This is a genomic window from Marinomonas rhizomae (assembly GCF_024397855.1).
Lineage (GTDB): Bacteria > Pseudomonadota > Gammaproteobacteria > Pseudomonadales > Marinomonadaceae > Marinomonas > Marinomonas rhizomae_A.
The window spans coordinates 4,350,005-4,370,890 of record NZ_CP073343.1; the positions used below are offsets into that span (position 1 = coordinate 4,350,005).

Below are 20,886 nucleotides of genomic sequence, written 5' to 3' on the forward strand. Positions count from 1 at the left end.
AGTTTTAGATTCAAGTTTAAAAAAAATTATTACTATATAACAATATCTTAGTGTTCTTCGTGAGCCATACTCAGATACACAATAGTCAACATCATAAAGATAAACGCTTGCAATGTTATGACTAGAATATGAAAGATTGCCCATGGCACGGACAAGGCCCATTGAACCCCCCATGGCAAAATGGCGATCAATATAAAGATCAACTCACCAGCATACAAGTTACCAAACAATCGCAACGCTAATGATACAGGTTTTGCCAACAAACCAACCATTTCCAATACAAAATTAAATGGAATCATAATTGGCGTGTTGAAAGGTTGAAGTGTCAACTCTTTCGTAAAGCCACTAATGCCTTTCATTTTTATGCTGTAAAAAATAATTAGGAAGAAAACAGATAATGACAAACCTAGTGTGGCATTAATGTCGGTTGTCGGTACTATTTTAAAATACTCCAAACCAAAAATGTCATGCGCAATTCTTGGAATAAAGTCGACCGGAACCAAGTCCATTAAATTCATCAAGAATATCCACACAAAAATGGTTAACGCTAACGGAGCGATAACTTTGCTTTTGCCATGAAAACTTTCTTTAACTGAATTATCAACAAACTCAACCATCATCTCTACAAAGTTCTGTAGACCTGTTGGCGTTGCTACAGAAGCTTTTTTTGCAGCTATACGAAACAACCATAAAAACAGAATCCCCAAACCAATAGAGAACCCCATTGTATCAAGATGTATAGCCCAAAAGCCCATATCTGAAGCTTGCTTAGAAGTCTCCGCAATACCCCAGCTTCCATCAGGATGCTGACCAAAGGTCAAGTTCTGAAGGTGATGCTTTATGTACTCCGCAGCCATTGGATTTTCACTTGCCATATTTATATCCACGCTCTTTTAATGTTAAAAACTACGCGCCTACAATATACGTTATTAACGAATAAATGCAGGGCTGAGCCAGTGACTCAAAATTGCCAAACCAAAGCCTATAAAAAAGCTTCCTGCCGCAAGAGGTTTTACTAGTATAAAGACTAATGATAGCAGTAACGCTGTTATCACCAACTTACCGGCTTCACCTCTATAAAAAGATTTAACAACCTCTTTTGCAGGCAAAATTCTTTTATGGCCAAACACCCGCCAAGCCATATAAATGTTGGGTAAAATACTGGAAAAAGCGCCCAGTAGAAAAGAGTACCCACTCAGACCGCCAGAAAAATAAAAAATTCCCAACGATACGAAAAAAATAAGGAATATTTGTAATTGTAGAAAATGAAAAATAGCCTTCTTTTTAGCGCTAATTATCGCACTCGCGCTTAGTGGCTTTTTCGTCTCCATTACCCAACTCTCTTTTCGCACTATAAAAGTGCAATCAATGTGATGATTTACAAAATTCGAGGCATTATATGGGTAATGGCGGCTGTGTTCAACTTAAACTGGCTATCAAGATCATTTTCTAGCTATCTTGTCTAGATAGCAAAAAGCATTTGTCACGAATTGCTTCATTTCCCTGCAAGCAGCTCGCTAATCAAGAGTTCTAGGTGTTCAGGGTTACGATACTCAATGACCAGCTTACCTTTTCCCTTGGCTGAAGGTTGGATTTTTACCGCCGCATTAATTTTTTGACTGACACGTTCTGCTTCTGCACTTAAATCTGGCAGGGGAGGTTTACTATCTTCATTTTTTTCAACGACTTGAAAGTTTTTCACCAATCTCTCTGTTTCGCGAACAGACAAAGATTTGGTCACAACTTGTGATGCCGCTTGAATTTGTTTGTCATGTTCTAAAGGTAATAAAGCGCGCGCATGACCCATTTCAATATCGCCATGCTCTAACAAGCGACGAACTTCCGGTGTTAATCCTAATAAGCGTAATAAATTCGCCACAGTTGAACGAGATTTACCAACCGTATCGGCAACTTCTTGTTGAGTAAGGTGAAAATCCTCGACCAAACGCTGTAACGCCAAGGCTTCTTCAACTGGGTTTAGGTCTTCACGTTGAATGTTTTCAATTAAGGCAAGAACCACAGCATCGGCGTCTTCGACGTGACGCACGATCACAGGTACTTGTGTTAAATCGGCCAATTTGGCGGCTCGCCAACGGCGTTCACCAGCAATAATTTCGTATTGATTATGGCCGTTTGGTCGCACCACAATAGGTTGCATAATACCTTGATTACGAATCGACGCGGCTAAATCTTCAAGTTGCGCAGGATTCATGTCACGACGAGGTTGGAATTTACCTTTGGATAGCCATTCCACAGGCAAATAAGTCAGGCCTTTTATTTGCTCACTATCAGAGCCACTATCAGCCTCATTGGTTGGCGTTGATTGTGGTGCCAATAATGCATCTAAGCCACGACCTAGACCTCTTTTTTTCATCGTCATTTCATTAACCCTAATTGGAATTAAACTACGCTTATTAAACAGTAATTACGCAACAGATTTTCGAATAAACTCACCCGCTAGTGCAAGGTAAGCAATAGCACCACGAGACTGCTTTTCATAATGCAACACAGGTAACCCATAACTTGGAGATTCCGCTAAACGAATATTTCTAGGGATCACGGTATCATAAACCTTGTCGCCAAAATGCTTGTGAAGCTGGCTAGAAACATCATGCGTTAAACTAGGGCGAGGATCATACATGGTTCGTAAAATACCTTCGACCTCTAGAGAGGGATTTAATGCTTGCGTAATACGATTGATCGTTTGCAATAATGCCGTTAACCCTTCTAATGCGTAATATTCACATTGCACAGGAATCAATACACCTTGAGAAGCCGCTAAGGCATTTACTGTCAACATATTCAATGCCGGTGGGCAGTCAAGCAAGATATAATCAAAGTCATTATCGACTTCATACAGGCCAGCACGCAGACGAGTTTCCTTACTTGGTAAATCAAGTAAAACCACTTCTGCGCCAGTTAAATCACCATTTGCAGGCAATACCCAGTAGTCCCCAGGCATGCTTTTTTTCATGACTTCTTTTACGCCATGAGAACCAATCAATACGTCGTAGACGCTCGTGTCTAACTCTTCTTTGGTGAAACCACTTCCTGTTGTCGCATTACCTTGCGGATCTAAATCGATTAATAACACTCGACGCTTCATTGCCGCCAGTGACGCCGCTAAATTAACACAGGTGGTGGTTTTACCCACGCCACCTTTTTGGTTGGTAACTGCGATGATTCTTGCCATGTTTTATCCTTTACGCGTCATCACTACCATGTGACGCTCCGCCTGAACATTTGGCACATTAAGAGGCTCTACAGATACTAAATCAACCTCTTTCGGTAGCGCCGCTATTTCTTCACTAGGGTAAACGCCTTTCATGGCTAGAAAATTACCAGTCTCTTTGGGGAGAGGTAAAGTCCAATTAATCATATCTTGTAAAGACGCAAAAGCTCGAGAAATGACATGATCGTACTCCCCTTGGTAAGGGTGTTTTTCAACACGTTCATTTGCCACAGTGGCATTATGAATGCCCAACTCCATCTTAACTTGTGTCAAAAAACGGGTTTTTTTGCCGTTACTGTCGAGTAAAGTGAAACGTTTTTCTGGATAACATATAGCAAGCACCATACCAGGTAAGCCAGGACCAGTACCTACGTCTATAATATTGTCACCGGTTATAAAGGGTAAAGTCGCCAAACTGTCTAATAAATGCAAAGAAATCATTTGCTCTACATCTCGAATAGCAGTCAGGTTATAAGCCTTGTTCCACTTTTCTAGCATGGCTAGGTATTTTACAAGAGTCTGAATCGTTTCATCAGATAGAGCAGCGCCCATTTGTTGGGCGCCTTTTTGAATAGTGTCAAAGTGTGTCACAGTCGATCCATTTCTATAAAGATAGCAATTAGGGATTATCGGCTGATGATTCTAGGCACTTTTGCGTGCAATCGCACGTTTTTTCAAGTGAATTAATAGTAAGGATACCGCCGCAGGCGTCACACCTTGGATTCGAGATGCCGCTGCAAGCGTTGCAGGACGCTGTTGAGTCAGCTTTTGCTTGATCTCATTCGAAAGACCTTCCATCTTGGTATAATCCAAATCTTCAGGTAGCTCGGTATTTTCTTGACGACGTAGACGCTCAATATCTTCGGCTTGACGAGAAATATAGCCAGCGTATTTAACGGCTATTTGAACCTGCTCAGAAACTTGTTCGTCCACAGGCTCATCAAGAGCATTTTTCAAATTCGCCACATCGGAATAGACAATGTTCGGACGTTTAAGCAAATCTAACAAGCTGTACTCATGAGTAATTGGCGTCTCAAGCTTTGGATTAATACTTTCCGCTTCAGGCGTATTTGGCACAATCCAACTCGATTTAAGACGTTGCGTTTCTACTTCTATCGCTTCACGTTTTTTGCAGAAGGCAGCCCAACGCTCATCAGAAACCAAACCAAGTTCACGGCCTTTTTCAGTCAAACGCATGTCAGCATTGTCTTCACGCAAGATCAAACGATATTCTGCACGACTAGTAAACATGCGATAGGGTTCTTTTGTCCCCATACTGATCAAATCATCAACCAGTACACCTAAATAAGCTTCATCTCGTCTAGGTGTCCAAGCATCTTTGTCTTGTGCAAGCAAAGCCGCATTTAGACCAGCCAGTAAGCCTTGTGCACCAGCTTCTTCATAACCTGTTGTGCCATTAATTTGTCCTGCAAAGAACAAACCAGGCATGTGTTTGGTTTCTAATGAATATTTTAAATCCTGAGGATTAAAATAATCGTACTCAATAGCATAACCAGGACGAGTAATATGGGCATTTTCCATGCCTTTCATAGAACGTACTAGCTCAATCTGTACATCAAACGGTAAAGACGTCGAAATTCCATTCGGATACAGTTCGTGCGTAGTTAAACCTTCTGGCTCGATAAAGATTTGATGGGAGTTCTTATCGGCAAAACGTACAATTTTGTCTTCAATAGAAGGACAGTAACGAGGCCCAATACCTTCAATAACGCCAGAATACATTGGTGAACGATCCATACCGGCACGAATTATATCGTGAGTCTGTTCATTGGTATGAGTGATAAAACATTCAACTTGACGAGGGTGCATTGCGCGATTGCCCATGTATGACATAACTGGATCAATATCATCGCCAGGTTGTGCTTGCATCAGAGAAAAATCGACAGTACGAGCGTCAATACGAGGTGGCGTTCCCGTTTTTAAGCGATCAACGCGAAATGGCAAAGCACGAAGCTTTTGCGCTAAACCTATGGATGGCGGATCACCGGCACGACCACCTGAGTGGTTTTGTAAGCCAATATGGATAACGCCACCTAAAAAGGTACCGGCCGTTAAAACAACGGTTTTACTATTAAAGCGAATACCTGTTTGAGTAATCACACCACGAGCAGCACCATCTTCAACAATCAGATCTTCAGCCGATTGTTGAAAAAGCCATAAGTTTTCTTGGTTTTCTAACTTATGACGAATAGCCGCTTTATATAAAATGCGATCAGCTTGAGCTCGTGTGGCTCGAACAGCAGGTCCTTTACGAGAGTTCAAAGTACGAAACTGAATCCCGGCTTGATCTGTGGCCAATGCCATAGCGCCGTCTAAAGCGTCTATTTCTTTAACCAGATGGGACTTCCCTATGCCACCAATGGCGGGGTTACAGGACATTTGTCCTAAAGTTTCAATGTTGTGAGAAAGTAACAAAGTTTTAACGCCCATACGAGCTGCTGCTAAAGCTGCTTCTGTACCAGCGTGTCCGCCACCAACCACAATCACATCAAAGCGACTTGGGAAATCCACAGGAACCTCGGTATTACTAAATAAAATGAATAAAAAACGATCAATCATCGATTGAGGCCGCTTAGTATATAGGCTAATTTCCAAAAAGAAAGAGATCGAAACTCTCTTAACCCGGTCATCAATATTAATATATTTAAGTAAGTATATAAGGTCTTTTATGTTTGTTATGTTTATATAGCAAGCTAATTTCTGTGTATAAAGATAAAAAATCCATAATTATTAAATGTTTATAAAGATAACATCTTGTTAAGACTGGGCTGGTTATCTTGTGGTGTGGATAACCTGAACCTGTGCATAAAATAGGGACTTATACAGAGTCGATTTTTAAGGTCCAAGTTGTTAAAAACTGTGCAAAACTTCCTATCAAGCTATCACCATACTTATCAACAAGCTGTTTTTTGTTTTCTGAATACTTTAACTTGTTGTTTGTTATGGTTTTTTGTGTTTTTTACCACAAAAAAAGCCCTTTTTATAAAAAAAATAATCCACAAGCAAAAAAAATAAAATTTTTATATTTTTCGTTTTTTTCTAGATAGACAGTGTGAATAATTACCTTAGATCCTGCTTTTTGTTGATGTTCGAGCCATTGTGGAGAAAGAAAGACAATCTTGAAAAAATCTACCTGTGAGTAACTATTTTGCTTTTATGATCATCTTCGCTGTATAAAGCGACAAATGAGGATGAGGCTATATTTGAGAGAGTGGCTTGTATTGAATTATCAAAAGCGATATCGGCATTCAATGAAACAATGGAGAGAAGTTTTTTGTGCAGTGGCGACGTGGTTAAGAAGAAAACGAGTTGATTACAGGCCTTAGCGCCCTCGCCCTGTTGCGTTTTTTAGTTATCAAACTGGACCGTGATAGAAAATAGAGCAAAAAAAAGCGCCTATCAAAGGCGCTTTTTAAGGTAAGAAGCTATAAAGCGAGGTTAAGCTTCTTCTTTCAAGCTTTTCATATCGATAATGAATCGATATTTCACATCGCCTTTTTTCATGCGCTGATAAGCTTGGTTGATATCCTGGATATTGATCATCTCAGCATCACATTCAATGTTATGCTCTGCACAGAAGTCCAACATTTCTTGTGTTTCTGCAATACCACCGATCAAAGAACCAGTGAGTACACGACGTTTCATCACCAAGTTGGCCGCATGAACCGCTGGTTCCATTGGTTCGATAAGACCGACTAAAATGTGCGTTCCATCGACTTTTAAGCAACCCAAGTACGGGTTCAAATCATGTTGAACGGGAATGGTGTCTAATAAATAGTCGAATGTCATTGCGGCTGCTTTCATTTGTGCTTCGTCAGTTGAAACGATCACATAATCTGCGCCTTGTTTTTTCGCTTCTGCAATTTTACTTTCTGAACGAGTGAAAATAGTCACTTCTGCACCAAAGGCTTTTGCGAATTTCACGCCCATGTGGCCTAAACCGCCCATTCCTAAAACACCGACTTTATCGCCTGCCTTAATGCCGTGATGACGTAGTGGAGAATACGTTGTGATACCAGCACATAATAAAGGAGCGGCTTTACTCAGTTCTAAAGTCTGAGGAATAGATAAGACGAACTTTTCACGCACTACTATGTGATCTGAATAACCACCGTAGGTTAAAGTTCCGTCGATTAGATCGTGAGCACCATAGGTTCCGACTGGACCATTATCGCAATATTGCTCTAAGTCCGCGGCGCAATGGGAACAATGCTGACAAGAGTCGACCATACAACCTACACCGACAATGTCGCCAATCTTATATTTGGATACTTTACTGCCAACTTCGGTGACTTTACCCACAATTTCATGGCCAGGAACGATTGGGTAATTACTTGGTCCCCAATCACTTTCTGCCGTATGAATATCAGAGTGACAAACACCACAATAAAGAATGTCGATATTTACATCGTCTTCACGAAGCGCGCGACGTTCAAATGAAAAGGGTGCTAAAGGGGTTGTTGCAGAGAGTGCAGCATAAGATTTTGCTTGGCTCATAAATAGTTACTCCAGTGTTGGAACATGAAATATGTGTTACCTAGTGTAGAGTAAGCTTTGGTGTTTTGTGTTGTGCATTCTTGCTATTGTTTTGCCTATTCCTCTAAATAGTTAAAACATAACTTTTCCTACACAATCTTGTATGGATAATAACTTCATTGATTTTTATAGACAGATGGATCAAATATGAGCGATAGAAATTTAGTAGATTTGATCAAACCTCTGGTGAGAGAAGATGGTTTCTGCGATACCTTGATTGCCAATGTTCGTTTAATGAAGTGTGAAAAATCTTTGCCTAGAATGCCGCTTATTTATCGGCCTGGACTCACCATTATTGTTCAAGGTCGTAAAATTGGCTATTTAGGCGATCGTGAAATTCACTACAACTCTAGTCACTACTTGGTGCAAACTTTACCCTTGCCTTTCGAATGTGAAACCTTTGCCAGCCAACAAGAACCGCTTTTGGGGATCTCTATTGATATCGATCCTGTTGTGTTATCCGAGTTGGTTTCTGTTTCTTCTGAATATACATCAAATCCATCTGTATCTAACTTTTCCATGTCATCCGTCCCAATGAGTGATGATATGATTGAATCTGTCTCTCGTCTTATCAAAGCCTTACATGATCCATATACCGCAAAAATCATGGGACAGAGTCGGGTTCGAGAAGTTATTTTTGAAGCTTTACAAAGTTCACAAGGCGATGCGTTACGTGCCTTGGTGCTTAATCAAGGACGCTTTTCGCTGATAGTGAATTCCCTCAAACAACTGCATCAGCAGCTGGATCAAGAAGTCCGTGTGGAACAGCTTGCAGACGATGCCAACATGAGCGTTTCAAGCTTCCACCATCATTTTAAAAACATCGCAGGATCGTCTCCATTACAGTACCTGAAGCGTTTACGTCTATTGAAAGCACAAATGCTGTTAAGTCAAGGTCACCTGAATGTCAGTCAAATTTCTCTAGAAGTTGGTTATAAAAGCGTTCATCAGTTTAGTCGGGACTACAAACGCTATTTTGGCGCGCCGCCGACAAAAGACAAATTAAGGGAAGACACCGTAATATGAGACTTTTAGCCTTTTCTTGAATTAGCTTGCTTGAACTAACTTTCTTGAATTAAATAGACGAGTGGTCTAAATTAATGGACAACCATTTTATTGCTTAGGTATTAGACATTGCACTCGGAATCCAATCCAGCCACTAACCTCCCTATTAAGCCTCGTCGAGGGCGGCCAAAAAAAACGTCAGTAGACGCTTTAGATACACGCGACGCTTTATTACGAGCTGGAATGCAAATATTGACAGAATCTGGCTTTATTCGCAGCGGCATTGATCCGATTTTAAAATCTATCGGAGTGCCAAAAGGGTCTTTCTATCATTATTTTCCGAGTAAAGAAGCCTTTGGTTTGGCTGTTTTAGCGCGTTATCGTCGTTATTTTGAAGCAAAATTAGATGGTTTCTTATTGGACGAGTCATTTTCTCCCCTAGAACGATTACAGCGCTTTGCCCAAGATGCCCAAGACGGCATTGTCCGGCACGAATTTAAACGTGGTTGTTTAGTGGGTAACTTAGAACAAGAATCCAGTCTGCTTTCTGAGACGTTTCGAGAGCAACTGCAAGCAACCTATCAAAGCTGGCAAATAAGAGTGGCGACCTGTTTATTAGAAAGTCAAAAACAAGGTGAAACTGATCTTACAGTCAATATTAACGATATTTCTCAAGCATTCTGGATTGGCTGGGAAGGTGCTGTTCATCGGGCGAGATTAGTCAAAAGCACACAACCACTAAGCTTGTTCATGGCGTTTTTTATCCAAGCAATTCAAATTAAAACAGACTAATAACAATAGCCAAGTGAAGCCACTTGGCTTTTTATAAGCTAAAAATAGACGATCGGTCTAAAATTGGAGGACTTATGTTTAAAGGTTTATTGATCACGCAAGAAGACAAAAAAAGTACAGCATCCGTTGTGGAGCTACAGGAAGATCAGCTACCTGAAGGTGATGTGTTGGTTGAAGTTCACTACAGCACCTTAAATTACAAAGATGGTTTAGCCATCACTGGTAAGTCTCCCGTTGTGCGCTCTTTTCCTATGGTGCCTGGAATAGATCTAGTCGGTAAAGTGCTACAAAGTGATTCTGAACGCTTCACTGTTGGTGATTTTGTTGTATTGAATGGTTTTGGTGTCGGTGAAGTGCATTGGGGCGGTTTGGCTCAAAAAGCACGACTCAAAAGCGAGTGGCTCATTCCTCTTCCAAAAGGTATAGATGCTAAGCACTCTATGGCAATAGGTACAGCGGGTTATACGGCGATGTTGTCGGTACTTGCTCTTGAAAAACAAGGTGTTACGGCGGATTCTGGCGAAATTCTAGTGACAGGCGCCAACGGTGGCGTTGGCAGTTTTGCGATTCGCCTACTGAACCGTCTTGGCTATCACGTTGTTGCTTCTACAGGACGAATGGAAGAAAGCGACTACTTGAAAAGCCTTGGAGCAAGCGACATCATCGACCGGAATACACTGTCTGAATCTGGTAAACCCTTACAGAAAGAGCGTTGGGCTGGCGTCATTGATTGTGTCGGCAGTCACACTTTAGTTAATGCCTGCGCCACTACTAAATATGGCGGTGTGGTGACGTGTTGCGGCTTAGCACAAGGCATGGACTTCCCTGCTTCTGTAGCGCCTTTCATTTTACGAGGTATCAAGCTGATTGGCATAGATAGCGTCATGCGACCATTAGCTGACCGCATTGAAGCATGGCAACGTTTGAGTGAACTACTACAGCCAGAGGATTTTGACAGCATGAGCGAAGAAATTGGCTTGGAAGATGTGGTAGAAACGGCTAATAAGCTACTTGGTGGCAAGGTACGTGGTCGTGTATTGGTAAATGTTAAGGCTTCATAACTATATTTTCTGCTTCATTGACGGGTACTAGATAATATTACCTCAACTATCCAATCAGGTGATTTGATTGGATAGTTGATCTTATAGCGAATGAAAACGTTACGGTTTTTTTACGCGCCAATACCTCCGCCCTTTGCTACAGTCTTGCTTGTGCCCTTCCTTACTTAAAAGGCGTTGACAAGCGACACTATGAAACTGAAAACACCAACCATCCCTTCTCACTATTTAGTTGTGTTTGCTATTAGCACGGCTTTGCTAATCAGCTATGGATTAGATATTTGGCTTGGATCCAATATTGCGGTGTTGCTGATCTTGCAACTGGCTGTGGTGGTGGTCGCTTTATCCTGTCGTTCCCGTTGGGTCTATGGCGTGGCTGTACTTGAAGCCTTATGTTTTAACTTCCTGTTTACCGTTCCGCGTTATTCGTTCGAGATGTTTAATGGCGATGACATGGTGAATTTGCTGGTGTTTTTGCTGGTGGCGGTGATCACCAGTAAGCTGGCGGAATTATATCAATATCAGCAAAACCAATTAAAACAAGAGCAGCTGCGTAACAGTATTTTATTGTCGGTTTCTCATGATTTGCGCACACCGCTGTCGACCATTATTGGTACCTTGAGCACACTAAAAGAATACATGGATAAGCTCTCGGAGCAGGAAAAGCAAGAGCTATTAGACAGTGCCACCGTCGAAAGCCATCGACTTCATCAATACATTGAAAATCTGCTACAAGCGACAAAACTGCACCATGGCGTTGTGGTTCCACGAATGTCTGAGCAATCTGCTGTTGCCATTATTCATCTTGTTATGGATCGTTTTAGTGAGCAAAAATCTCGTTTAATTCTGCAGTTAGACGATAAGCTGCCGCTGGTTTTTGTGAGTACTTCGCTTATTCAGCAGGCAGTTTTTAACGTTATCGATAATGCTTTGCGATATTCACCAATAGATAAAACTGTCATCATTTCTATAAAAACATTAGTTACAGATAACAGACGTTCTCTGGTTGTTATTGATGTACGAGACCAAGGGGTTGGCATTAGTTCAGCCCAGTCTGAGACTGTCTTTGAGTTGTTTTACTCGGTCGACTCTTTCAAGCGAAATGACAGCGGCACAGGCTTAGGTTTGGCGGTATCAAAAGGCATTATTGCGGCTCATCATGGTTCAATTCAATCCGTTCCCGTCGAGCAAGGCTGTTTAATTCGTATCGGCTTGCCTGCGTGCGCTGAGCCGTCGATTAACGAAAAAGGTAGTGCATCATGACCTCTTATAAAATCTTGGTGGTTGATGATGAGTCCCAAATCCATACTTTTATTCGGATTTCATTAGCGGCTGAAGGCTTTGAGTATTTCGGTGCTGAATCCATTAGCGCAGCGAAACAGTCCATTGAGCATAATCCACCGCATTTATTGATATTAGATCTAGGCTTGCCAGACGGCGACGGTATGGATTTGGTCAACTATGTTCGAGCCACCAGCAGTACACCTATTCTCATTTTGACGGCCCGAGATGAAGAAGATGAAAAGATTCGGCTGCTTGAAGCGGGCGCAAATGATTACCTAAGCAAACCCTTCGGCATTCGCGAATTAATTGTCCGAGTGAAAGTTTTATTACGAGATTTAGTGAATACCCACTCACCGGCTGATGTCCTAGAAACAGGTAATATTAAGTTAGAAATCAGCACCAATCAGGCTTGGTTACAGGGTTCTCCTTTAGCGTTAACCAAGAAGGAATTCGCCTTTTTACGCATGTTAATGACCACGCCTGACAAACTGGTTATGCAAGAAGAGTTACTGGCAACAATTTGGGGGGTAACCCATACCCGAGACTCGCACTATTTACGGATTTTAGTCAGTCAGTTGCGTAAAAAACTCAATGATAATGCCAATGATCAGCGTGTTATCAAAACGGAACCAGGTCTAGGTTATCGATTGTTATTCGATCGTTAACTCAGCAAAAAACTCTTAAAAGGCATAAATAAAAGGTAATCAATATGGCGCATTTCACGGTGATTGGTTTAGGGCGTTTTGGTATTGCAGCAAGCATGGAGCTTATTTATTTAGGCCATACGGTTACAGGTGTAGATCGAGATTCGAAAATTGCTGAAAAGTATGTCGATGATTTCACCCAAGTGATGATTTGTGACTCCACCGACGAAAACGCGTTAAAAGAGCTCGACCTAATTAACAGCGACGCTGTGCTGGTGGCCATTGGTGAGGACATGGAATCCAGCCTGTTGTGCATCTTGGCGCTGAAAAAGATTGGTGTGAAAGAAATCTGGGTCAAAGCCAGTAGCCGCGCCCATCATACTATTGTCTCTAAACTTGGCGTGTCACGAATTATTCATCCTGAAGAAGAAATGGGTGTGCGTGTTGCACAGGCACTGAATTACCCAATGGTGAACGATTATTTGTCTATTGGGCATGGTTTATACGTGGTGGAGATTCATATCAAACCACAGCTAAACGGACGTCCTCTTGGGGATGTTTTAGACCCAACAAAAGGCAAAGTCGATGCTGTGATGATTAAACGTGAGCAAGAGACGTTTTTGCACTTAGATAAAGCCTTTGTTCTAAAAGAGAAAGACATCTTGTTGCTGTGTGGCCCTCGCAGTGAACTAAAACATATCGCGCCAAGGTTGGCTTAAGATGGTGAATTGGGACCCAGCGGTTGCCGCCATAGAGCGACATCCAAAAGCGGCGAAAAAAATCATGGCGGCACCACCTTTGATTTTATGTGGTGGTTTTTTATTACTGATTATCATCGGTACCTTGTTGCTTAAATTACCGATTGCCACCACACAACCGATTTCTTGGTTACACAGTGTCTTTACTGCCACGTCTGCAGTTACAGTGACAGGTTTAGTTGTCGAAGACACAGGCACTGCTTTTACTTCGTTTGGGCAAGTCGTGATTGCGCTTTTGATCCAATGCGGCGGTCTCGGCTTAATGACTTTCGCTATTGTCACTCTCGTCGCGCTGGGCGGTCGTATTGGTTTTTTACAGCGCACGGTAGCCATAGAAGCATTTAATCAAACAGACGCCTCTAGCATCGTCTCTACGGCCAAGTCGGTATTGCTGTTTTCTTTGATTGTCGAAGTCATCGGTATGCTAATTCTCGCGCTGCACTGGAGTGATACCTTAGGTTGGAAAACCAGTTTATTCCATGGTTTCTTCTACACCATTAGCGCCTTTAATAATGCTGGTTTTGCGCTCTCCTCAGCGAGTTTAATGCCCTATGTGGCCGATCCTATTGTGAATTTTACCATCAGCGGTTTGTTTATCATTGGGGGGTTGGGTTTTTCCGTATGGATTGATTTGATGAAAAATCGCCGCTGGGCGAGACTTTCGCCCTACAGCAAAATGATGATTACTGGCACCATTGTCATCAATCTTGTAGCCTTGCTGACCATCTATTTTATTGAATACAGCAATCCGAATACTCTGGGTCCATTAAGTGAAACGGGCAAGTGGCTGGCGTCTTGGTTTCAAGCAGTGACACCGCGTACGGCTGGGTTTAATACTCTCGCTATTGAAGAACTAAGAGACGCGACGACGTCACTGATGTTGGTGCTGATGTTCATTGGTGGTGGGTCCTTGAGTACCGCCAGCGGCATCAAGGTCGTAACTTTTATGTTGCTGGTCTTAGCAACCTACGCTTACCTGCGCCGTGATGACGAAGTAAATGTGTTTAAGCGCGAAATTCCTAAGGAAGTGATCAGCAAAGCCCTAGCCTTGAGCATGATTTCTATCGGTGTCACTTGGTTGGCTATATTTGTATTGTTGGTGAGTGAAAAACACGCGCAAATGATCGATGTGGTGTTCGAAGCCGTGTCGGCATTGGGCACTGTTGGCCTTTCTCGTGGCTTGACCGGATCATTGAGTAACACTGGAGAAGGCATCATTATCTTCTTGATGTTCATCGGCCGTCTTGGGCCACTGACGCTCGCTTACTTCCTCGCCAGCCCAAGAAGCAAAAAAGTCCGCTACCCAAAAGTCAAAATGACCGTGGGTTAAAAGGCATTTCCACGCTCTAAGTCCAATAACTTGGAGCGTGGAATACGCTATTTTTTCTATTTACGAAATTCTTTTAGCCCTCGAAACTTCCACCGTATTCTTTTGGAACGAGATCCGTCTCTTCATCGCCCGTCTCTATTAGATTGATGATCATTTGTGCGGACAATGATGGTGGTTGAGCAATCGATACGGCTCCTGCTTCTTGTTCTTTTGAGGCGCTTAGGCCGGATTTTACTGAGCCATAAAACTCGGTCGCTGTCATGAAGGGATGTATCAAGGATACGGTGATGCCAGCATCCGCTAGTTCAAGCCGGGCCACTTTTGAGATCATGTTAAGGGCTGACTTTGAACTTGTATAAGCCGCCGAACCTGGGTACGTTGCTAAGGTCGCGCCTGAACTCACATTGATGATGCATCCAGCGCTTTGTTTGCGCATCAGGGGGATGACCGCTTGCATCATAATTAGTGGTGCGATCGTATTTAGATTGAGCAGTTGCTTAAAATCGTCAATGCCGATGTCTTCAATTGCGCCATACAGACCTTGTCCTGCATTGTTGATTAAGACATCGATTCGGCCATATTTCTTTTGTGCTATTTGGACTGCCTTTTGAGCCTCGGCAGAGTTAGTGACGTCGCAGGGTAAGGCTAGAACATCCTCGCCCAGCTCTCTTGCTAAATCGTCGAGCCGATCTTGGCGTCTTGCTAACAATACAGCACGACCGCCAGCTTGAACGACGGCGCGTGCTGTCGCTTCACCAATACCGGATGACGCCCCTGTAATGAGCACGACTGAATTTTTAATTTGCATAGCGTATTTCCTATCTGAAAGACGTGAAGTGGTATTTATAACTGCGTGGTGAAACTGTCGCGTGTCTATTTCAATCTATAAAATGCACATTCCTGCTTAATTTATTGATGCGCCATGTAAGCTATGCTAGAAAGAGTGGTATGAATCATCCCCTTGAAAAACTAAAATCGCTTGTAGAGAAGCGTGCGATATCCTTGCTTACCGAAACTCAGATCTCTCGTTTGGACATTCTCAAGGTTTGCCAACCGACCGAGCTTTTTCCTGAAATATATCAACCCCTGATTAGCCTAATCCTGCAAGGTAGCAAAAGAATTGTTATCGGAGATCAAGTCGTCGACTATCGTGCAGGGCAAAGTTTTATTACCTCGGTCGAACTGCCGGTGATTGCAGAAGTGGTCGAATCGAGCCCGGCCGCACCCTATTTGGCTTTGCGCTTATCTCTTGACCGAGCTTTAGTCACGGAGCTTTTGTGCGAGATGGATAGCCCTTTGAGCCTGTCAGAGACGAGAGGTTTTTGCATTGATCAAGTGAGTGAGGATCTTGCTGATGCATGGTTCAGGATGGTCCGCCTTAGCGATCATCCACAAGATATTGACTTAATTGCACCTCTGATCGAACGCGAGATCCTGTATCGAATGTTGCGCGGCCCGCAAGGCGCAGTATTACGACAAATAGCCGGTATCGATGATCGTTTTTTCCAAATTAGGAATGCTATTACATGGATTCGCAAACACTATGCCACGGCATTTCGGGTGGAAGAACTTGCGGCGACAGTGAATATGAGCCCGTCGGCTTTTCATCGACGCTTCAAGGCGACGGTTGGCTTGTCACCTCTTCAGTATCAAAAGCAGATTAGATTATATGAAGCGCGTAGAATGCTCTTCACTGAGCTGGGTGGTGTAACCACGGTTGCATTATCGGTTGGCTATGAGAGCCTGTCACAATTTAGCCGAGAGTATTCTCGGCTGTTTGGCGCGCCCCCTGCGCGCGACATCAGAACACTGCGCCAAGATGCACAAGGGGGACTACCAAGAGAGCTCTATGGTCCTGACACCATCACGGGCGAGGTGTGACCATGGTTTTACTTACCAATACAAAACGAGCCGAAGATACGTCCTAGCAGGTCATCGCTGGTAAAAGCACCGGTTATTTCGCTTAATGCTTGCTGGGCTTCTTTTAAATCTTCTGCGAGTAACTCCCCTGCGCCGTAGCCGTGCAGTTGCTCGTAGCCTGCGTCTAAAAAGCGGTTGGCTTTGTTGAGGGCTTCTATGTGACGACGACGAGCGATAAAGCCTCCTTCAGTCGTGCTGTCGAAGCCCATGACGGCTTTTAGGTGTTCAGTTAAGTCGTTAACGCCCTCACCTGTTTTTGCCGATAGAGAGACCACAGAGACGCCTGAGATCATCTCTATGCCAGTACTTTCTTTGGTTAAGTCGACTTTGTTACGCACTAAAGTTAGATGTTTGGTATCACCAAGTTTTTCCATAAATTCTGGCCATATTTCGCTTGGGTCTTTTGAATCAATCGATTGGCTATCGACCATCATAAGAATGCGATCGGCTTTGCTGATTTCGTCCCATGCGCGCTGAATACCAATGCGCTCTACTTCGTCTGGACTGTCGCGTAAGCCTGCTGTATCGATAATGTGCAGCGGCATGCCATCTAGGTGAATATGTTCACGCAAGACATCACGAGTGGTGCCTTCGATGTTGGTGACAATGGCGGATTCTTTGCCAGATAAGGCGTTTAGCAAGCTGGATTTACCGGCATTGGGACGCCCTGCAATAACCACGCTCATGCCCTCACGAATCAAGGCGCCTTGATTCGCTTCTTTGAGGACTTCTATTAGCTTATTTTTAATGCCTGCCAGTTCCGCTGCGACTTTGCCGTCACCGATGAAGTCGATTTCTTCTTCTGGAAAATCAATCGCCGCTTCCACGTATATTCTTAGATGAATTAAAGCTTCGACCAGTTCATCAACGCGTTTTGAAAAAGCACCTTGTAAGGAACGTAGTGCGCATTTTGCGGCTTGTTCCGAGGTGCTGTCGATCAAATCGGCAATGGCTTCGGCTTGGGTTAAGTCCATCTTATCGTTCATAAAAGCGCGTTCGGAAAACTCGCCTGGACGAGCTAAACGTGCCCCAAGAGCAACACAATGGCTAAGCAGCATGTCCATAATGACCGGACCACCGTGACCTTGTAGTTCAAAGACGTCTTCGCCAGTAAAGGAGTTTGGTCCTGGGAAATATAAAGCGATGCCTTCATCAAGCTGTTCTTGATTCGTTGTTCTGAACGGTACGTAATGGGCATAACGTGGTTTAGGCTCAAAGCCCACGATTTGCTGAGCAATGGCAAGGCTTTTGGGGCCAGATAAACGAATGATCCCTACGCCACCTCGGCCAGGCGCAGTGGCTTGTGCGGCAATCGTGTCTTGGTCTGTGGCGTATTGGAAATCGGTCATAATCAAACTCTGTGCGGTAAAAGGAAATAAATTGAGGTTATTACTTTTGTTTGTTAGCCATTGTCCGTTAGCCAGACAAGCATGGCAATCTAAACGTAAAAAAGGCCTCCCAATGGGAAGCCTTTTTTGATCGAAACATGGGCCTTTTTAGTATCAGGCTTCTTTTTCGATGCGTTTTGTAATCACATACTGTTGTAATATGGATAAGGTGTTGTTTGTTACCCAGTATAGAACCAAACCTGCTGGGAACCACAAGAAGAAGATGGAGAATGCCACTGGCATGATCTTCATGATTCGCGCTTGCATTGGATCTGGAGGCGTTGGGTTCAATGATTGCTGAACAAACATACTGATACCCATCAAAATTGGCAGTATGAAGTACGGGTCCATCACGGATAGATCATGAATCCATAGGAAGAATGGCGCGTGGCGCAATTCAACGGATTCCATTAATACCCAGTACAACGAAAGGAAAACTGGCATCTGAACCAAGATAGGCAAACAACCACCCAGAGGGTTAATTTTTTCTTTCTTGTAAAGCGCCATCATTTCTTGCGACATCTTCTGACGGTCATCACCATACTTTTCTTTCAGTTTGGCAATTTCTGGTCCGAATTTACGCATTTTCGCCATTGAACGGTAGCTTGTCGCTGATAACTTGAAGAAAACTGCTTTTACACAGACTACGACCAAGATAATCGCGATCCCCCAGTTAATAACGAAAGATTGGATCAAAGTCAGCAACCAGAATAGCGGCTTAGCCAACCACCACAACCAACCATAATCTACGGTTAGGTCAAGGTTTTCTGCTGTACTTTCAAGGTGGTCTTGAAGTTTTGGACCAACATAAAAAGTCGAGCTCAATGTACCTTGTTTACCCGGTGCAATCTCTACTGGCGTGCCAGTGAATCCAATGATGTTAAAGTCACCATTAGTACGAGCTTGTAAGGTGACTTTTTGACCTTGCTCTGGAATCCAAGCAGATACGAAGTAATGCTGAAGTACAGCAACCCAACCTTTGGTTGTGGTTGTTTTAATTGGCTCTTCTTCCATGTCAGAGAAAGAAACCTTGCTGTATTTCGTTTGCTCATCAGAAATAGCACCACCTAGATAAGGCTGTAGGCCCATGCTAGTTGCTTTGCTTGGATCTGGCGTATTGTCACGCTTGATCTGGGCAAAAAGATTGCCGCGCCAAGTATCTGATGATGTGTTGTCTACGGTGATCAATTGGCGAATACGGTATTTACCTTTCATGAAGCGGAAGGTTTTCGTATATTTCACGCCTTTTGCGTCGGTGTAGTACAGGTTCACATCAAGAGAATCTTCACCATCTGCTAAGGAGTAAGCCGTTTTCTCAGATTGGTAAACTGGGCGACCTTCTGGTGAAGCGTCTGGACCATTTTGACCAACCAAACCACTTTGAGTCACGTAAGTGCGCTCGCTGCCATCTTCTAGGATGACAAATGGATCAGGCTTGCCTAATTCTTTTTTGTATTGAAGAAGAGCTGCTTCAACTAAGTCACCACCGATAGGATTGATCGCAACACGAAGGGTATCGGTTGTTACTTCAATCAATTTCCCCGGTGCGATTTTTGTCACACTTTGCGGAATTTCGGCATTGGCTTCGGTTGTGCTTTGAGTTGCCATAGGCAAATCATCGCTCACTTGAGGTTGTGTCTCTGATTGAGACTGAGAGCTTTGAGCTACGCTTTGAGTGGACTGAGGACCATAATCTTGGCTCCACTGTAAAAACAGTAGGTAGCCACTGATAAAAAGCGCACCCCATAAAAAGTAACGTCTGAAATCCATGGTATTCAACTAATTTGTTTGGTTGGACAATAGGTTCACAGAACCCTTATAAAAATCACGCGCTATTAAACCAGCCTTTGGCAGTTTTTTCAGCCTATTTCTGTCTAGTTTGGTCGCGTTTTTTATTTTGAGCAGGTTTTTGTGCTTTTTTTGCCAACTGAGCCCATGCTTTATCGAGTCGGTTGTGCAAATCGGCGTTTTCCAGTTCTTTAATACCGTGTCGTGCTAAGAAGACTATATCAAGACCAGAAAGAGGGATTTTGTTGTGACGAAAGGAATCACGCACCAAACGTTTGATACGATTCCTGCCTACCGCGCGTTTATCCGTTTTCTTAGACACAATAAGACCCAACCGAGTTTGGTCATCATCTCGTTTTCGTGCCAATAAAAGGAATTCGCCTGCGAAGACTTTGGAGGAAGTGCCATTAAAGACAGATTGATAATCCCCGGCATTCAGAAGTCTGACATGCCGAGGAAAACAATATTCGGTCATCAGCGTACTTATGCGCTTAGAACCTTGCGGCCGCGAGCACGACGACGAGCGACGATTTGACGTCCGCTTTTAGTAGCCATACGAGCACGGAAACCGTGATTACGTTTGCGTTTTAGAACGCTAGGTTGGAAAGTTCTTTTCATCTTAATTCTCTCACTGAATGCAGTGTTTGAGTTTTGAGGGTTAGCGACCGCCAAGCCTCTACATTTGATTGGTCAAATCAGGGCGCGGATTTTAGAGCCTTTCCTCAGTAAATTCAATGCTTAGCGCGGCTTAATTGATAAAAAAATAGCTGCACAATCCATTAAACACTTACACACAGACTTCTACTGAGTTAGTGGATAAAGAATATTTCATTTATAAATATTATCCACAGAGAGGTTTTTATTCCAACTAATGTGTATAAAAAACAAAATGATAGTATCTTACCCACATGTGGATTAAATAAAAATAACCGGATTTTTATATGTGCATAACTATGTGGTTTATGCACAGTAATATTATTTTATCTACTGCTGTGTATAACCTTATATGTTATTAACATTTTTGCTTTTTGGGATAAGTTCGGTTTTTTTCCATTTATATGTGGATAACTTTAAATCCCCGATGTAAAATCCGCTTCTTGTCTGTCACTCAACCAGGGAGTACGTCTACA

General features: G+C 43.0%; 20 protein-coding genes. 8 read left to right on the forward strand and 12 right to left on the reverse strand.

Annotated features, from left to right (window positions below):
• Positions 1-47 precede the first annotated feature (47 nt).
• From atpB to KDW99_RS20395, 7 genes are all read right to left on the reverse strand, one after another.
• Complete coding sequence (atpB, locus tag KDW99_RS20365) at positions 48-875, reverse strand: F0F1 ATP synthase subunit A (protein ID WP_255827286.1); 828 nt, start codon at positions 873-875, stop codon at positions 48-50.
• A gap of 54 nt (positions 876-929) precedes the next feature.
• On the reverse strand, positions 930-1,331 hold the full coding sequence (locus tag KDW99_RS20370; RefSeq protein WP_255827287.1) for an ATP synthase subunit I: 402 nt from the start codon (positions 1,329-1,331) through the stop codon (positions 930-932).
• Between the two features lie 164 nt (positions 1,332-1,495).
• Positions 1,496-2,380 carry a ParB/RepB/Spo0J family partition protein gene (locus KDW99_RS20375; protein WP_255827288.1) on the reverse strand — a complete coding sequence of 295 codons (885 nt, stop codon included), beginning with the start codon at positions 2,378-2,380 and terminating at the stop codon, positions 1,496-1,498.
• A 45-nt stretch (positions 2,381-2,425) separates the two neighbouring features.
• Positions 2,426-3,193: a ParA family protein gene (locus tag KDW99_RS20380; protein WP_255827289.1), complete on the reverse strand. Its 768-nt coding sequence runs from the start codon at positions 3,191-3,193 to the stop codon at positions 2,426-2,428.
• Positions 3,194-3,196: 3 nt separating this feature from the next.
• The gene (gene rsmG, locus KDW99_RS20385) at positions 3,197-3,823 is read right to left on the reverse strand and encodes a 16S rRNA (guanine(527)-N(7))-methyltransferase RsmG (RefSeq protein WP_255827290.1); all 627 of its coding nucleotides are present in this window, start codon (positions 3,821-3,823) and stop codon (positions 3,197-3,199) included.
• Between the two features lie 51 nt (positions 3,824-3,874).
• The gene (gene mnmG / locus KDW99_RS20390) at positions 3,875-5,764 is read right to left on the reverse strand and encodes a tRNA uridine-5-carboxymethylaminomethyl(34) synthesis enzyme MnmG (protein WP_255829329.1); all 1,890 of its coding nucleotides are present in this window, start codon (positions 5,762-5,764) and stop codon (positions 3,875-3,877) included.
• 927 nt (positions 5,765-6,691) lie between these two features.
• On the reverse strand, positions 6,692-7,750 hold the full coding sequence (locus KDW99_RS20395) for an NAD(P)-dependent alcohol dehydrogenase (protein ID WP_114410483.1): 1,059 nt from the start codon (positions 7,748-7,750) through the stop codon (positions 6,692-6,694).
• A 186-nt stretch (positions 7,751-7,936) separates the two neighbouring features.
• On the opposite strand from KDW99_RS20395, the gene KDW99_RS20400 reads away from it, so the two are divergent.
• From KDW99_RS20400 to KDW99_RS20430, 7 genes are all read left to right on the forward strand, one after another.
• Complete coding sequence (locus KDW99_RS20400; protein WP_255827291.1) at positions 7,937-8,815, forward strand: AraC family transcriptional regulator; 879 nt, start codon at positions 7,937-7,939, stop codon at positions 8,813-8,815.
• 108 nt (positions 8,816-8,923) lie between these two features.
• Positions 8,924-9,586: an acrylate utilization transcriptional regulator AcuR gene (gene acuR / locus KDW99_RS20405; RefSeq protein ID WP_255827292.1), complete on the forward strand. Its 663-nt coding sequence runs from the start codon at positions 8,924-8,926 to the stop codon at positions 9,584-9,586.
• Positions 9,587-9,660: 74 nt separating this feature from the next.
• The gene (gene acuI / locus KDW99_RS20410) at positions 9,661-10,647 is read left to right on the forward strand and encodes an acrylyl-CoA reductase (NADPH) (RefSeq protein ID WP_255827293.1); all 987 of its coding nucleotides are present in this window, start codon (positions 9,661-9,663) and stop codon (positions 10,645-10,647) included.
• A 189-nt stretch (positions 10,648-10,836) separates the two neighbouring features.
• Entirely contained in the window at positions 10,837-11,907 is a 1,071-nt protein-coding gene (locus tag KDW99_RS20415; protein ID WP_255827294.1) for a sensor histidine kinase, read from the forward strand.
• Positions 11,904-12,593, forward strand: a complete 690-nt coding sequence (locus KDW99_RS20420; RefSeq protein WP_255827295.1) for a response regulator — start codon at positions 11,904-11,906, stop codon at positions 12,591-12,593. Before KDW99_RS20415 ends, KDW99_RS20420 begins: the two co-directional genes overlap by 4 nt.
• 44 nt (positions 12,594-12,637) lie before the next feature.
• The gene (locus KDW99_RS20425) at positions 12,638-13,291 is read left to right on the forward strand and encodes a potassium channel family protein (protein ID WP_205116598.1); all 654 of its coding nucleotides are present in this window, start codon (positions 12,638-12,640) and stop codon (positions 13,289-13,291) included.
• Position 13,292: 1 nt separating this feature from the next.
• Entirely contained in the window at positions 13,293-14,660 is a 1,368-nt protein-coding gene (locus tag KDW99_RS20430; protein ID WP_255827296.1) for a TrkH family potassium uptake protein, read from the forward strand.
• Positions 14,661-14,733: 73 nt separating this feature from the next.
• On the opposite strand, the gene KDW99_RS20435 is transcribed toward KDW99_RS20430, so the two are convergent.
• On the reverse strand, positions 14,734-15,468 hold the full coding sequence (locus tag KDW99_RS20435) for an SDR family oxidoreductase (protein WP_255827297.1): 735 nt from the start codon (positions 15,466-15,468) through the stop codon (positions 14,734-14,736).
• A 140-nt stretch (positions 15,469-15,608) separates the two neighbouring features.
• Here KDW99_RS20435 and KDW99_RS20440 point away from each other — a divergent pair, with 140 nt between their 5' ends.
• The gene (locus KDW99_RS20440) at positions 15,609-16,541 is read left to right on the forward strand and encodes an AraC family transcriptional regulator (protein ID WP_255827298.1); all 933 of its coding nucleotides are present in this window, start codon (positions 15,609-15,611) and stop codon (positions 16,539-16,541) included.
• 8 nt (positions 16,542-16,549) lie between these two features.
• Here the strand turns inward: KDW99_RS20440 and mnmE are convergent, their stop codons facing one another.
• From mnmE to rpmH, 4 genes are all read right to left on the reverse strand, one after another.
• Positions 16,550-17,929, reverse strand: coding sequence for a tRNA uridine-5-carboxymethylaminomethyl(34) synthesis GTPase MnmE (mnmE, locus tag KDW99_RS20445; RefSeq protein WP_205116605.1), 1,380 nt, complete (start codon positions 17,927-17,929; stop codon positions 16,550-16,552).
• A gap of 153 nt (positions 17,930-18,082) precedes the next feature.
• A complete protein-coding gene (yidC, locus tag KDW99_RS20450; protein WP_255827299.1) occupies positions 18,083-19,738 on the reverse strand; it encodes a membrane protein insertase YidC in 1,656 nt (551 codons plus the stop codon).
• Positions 19,739-19,832: 94 nt separating this feature from the next.
• Complete coding sequence (gene rnpA / locus KDW99_RS20455; protein WP_255827300.1) at positions 19,833-20,231, reverse strand: ribonuclease P protein component; 399 nt, start codon at positions 20,229-20,231, stop codon at positions 19,833-19,835.
• Between the two features lie 8 nt (positions 20,232-20,239).
• A complete protein-coding gene (rpmH, locus tag KDW99_RS20460) occupies positions 20,240-20,374 on the reverse strand; it encodes a 50S ribosomal protein L34 (protein WP_084035504.1) in 135 nt (44 codons plus the stop codon).
• Positions 20,375-20,886: the final 512 nt, after the last annotated feature.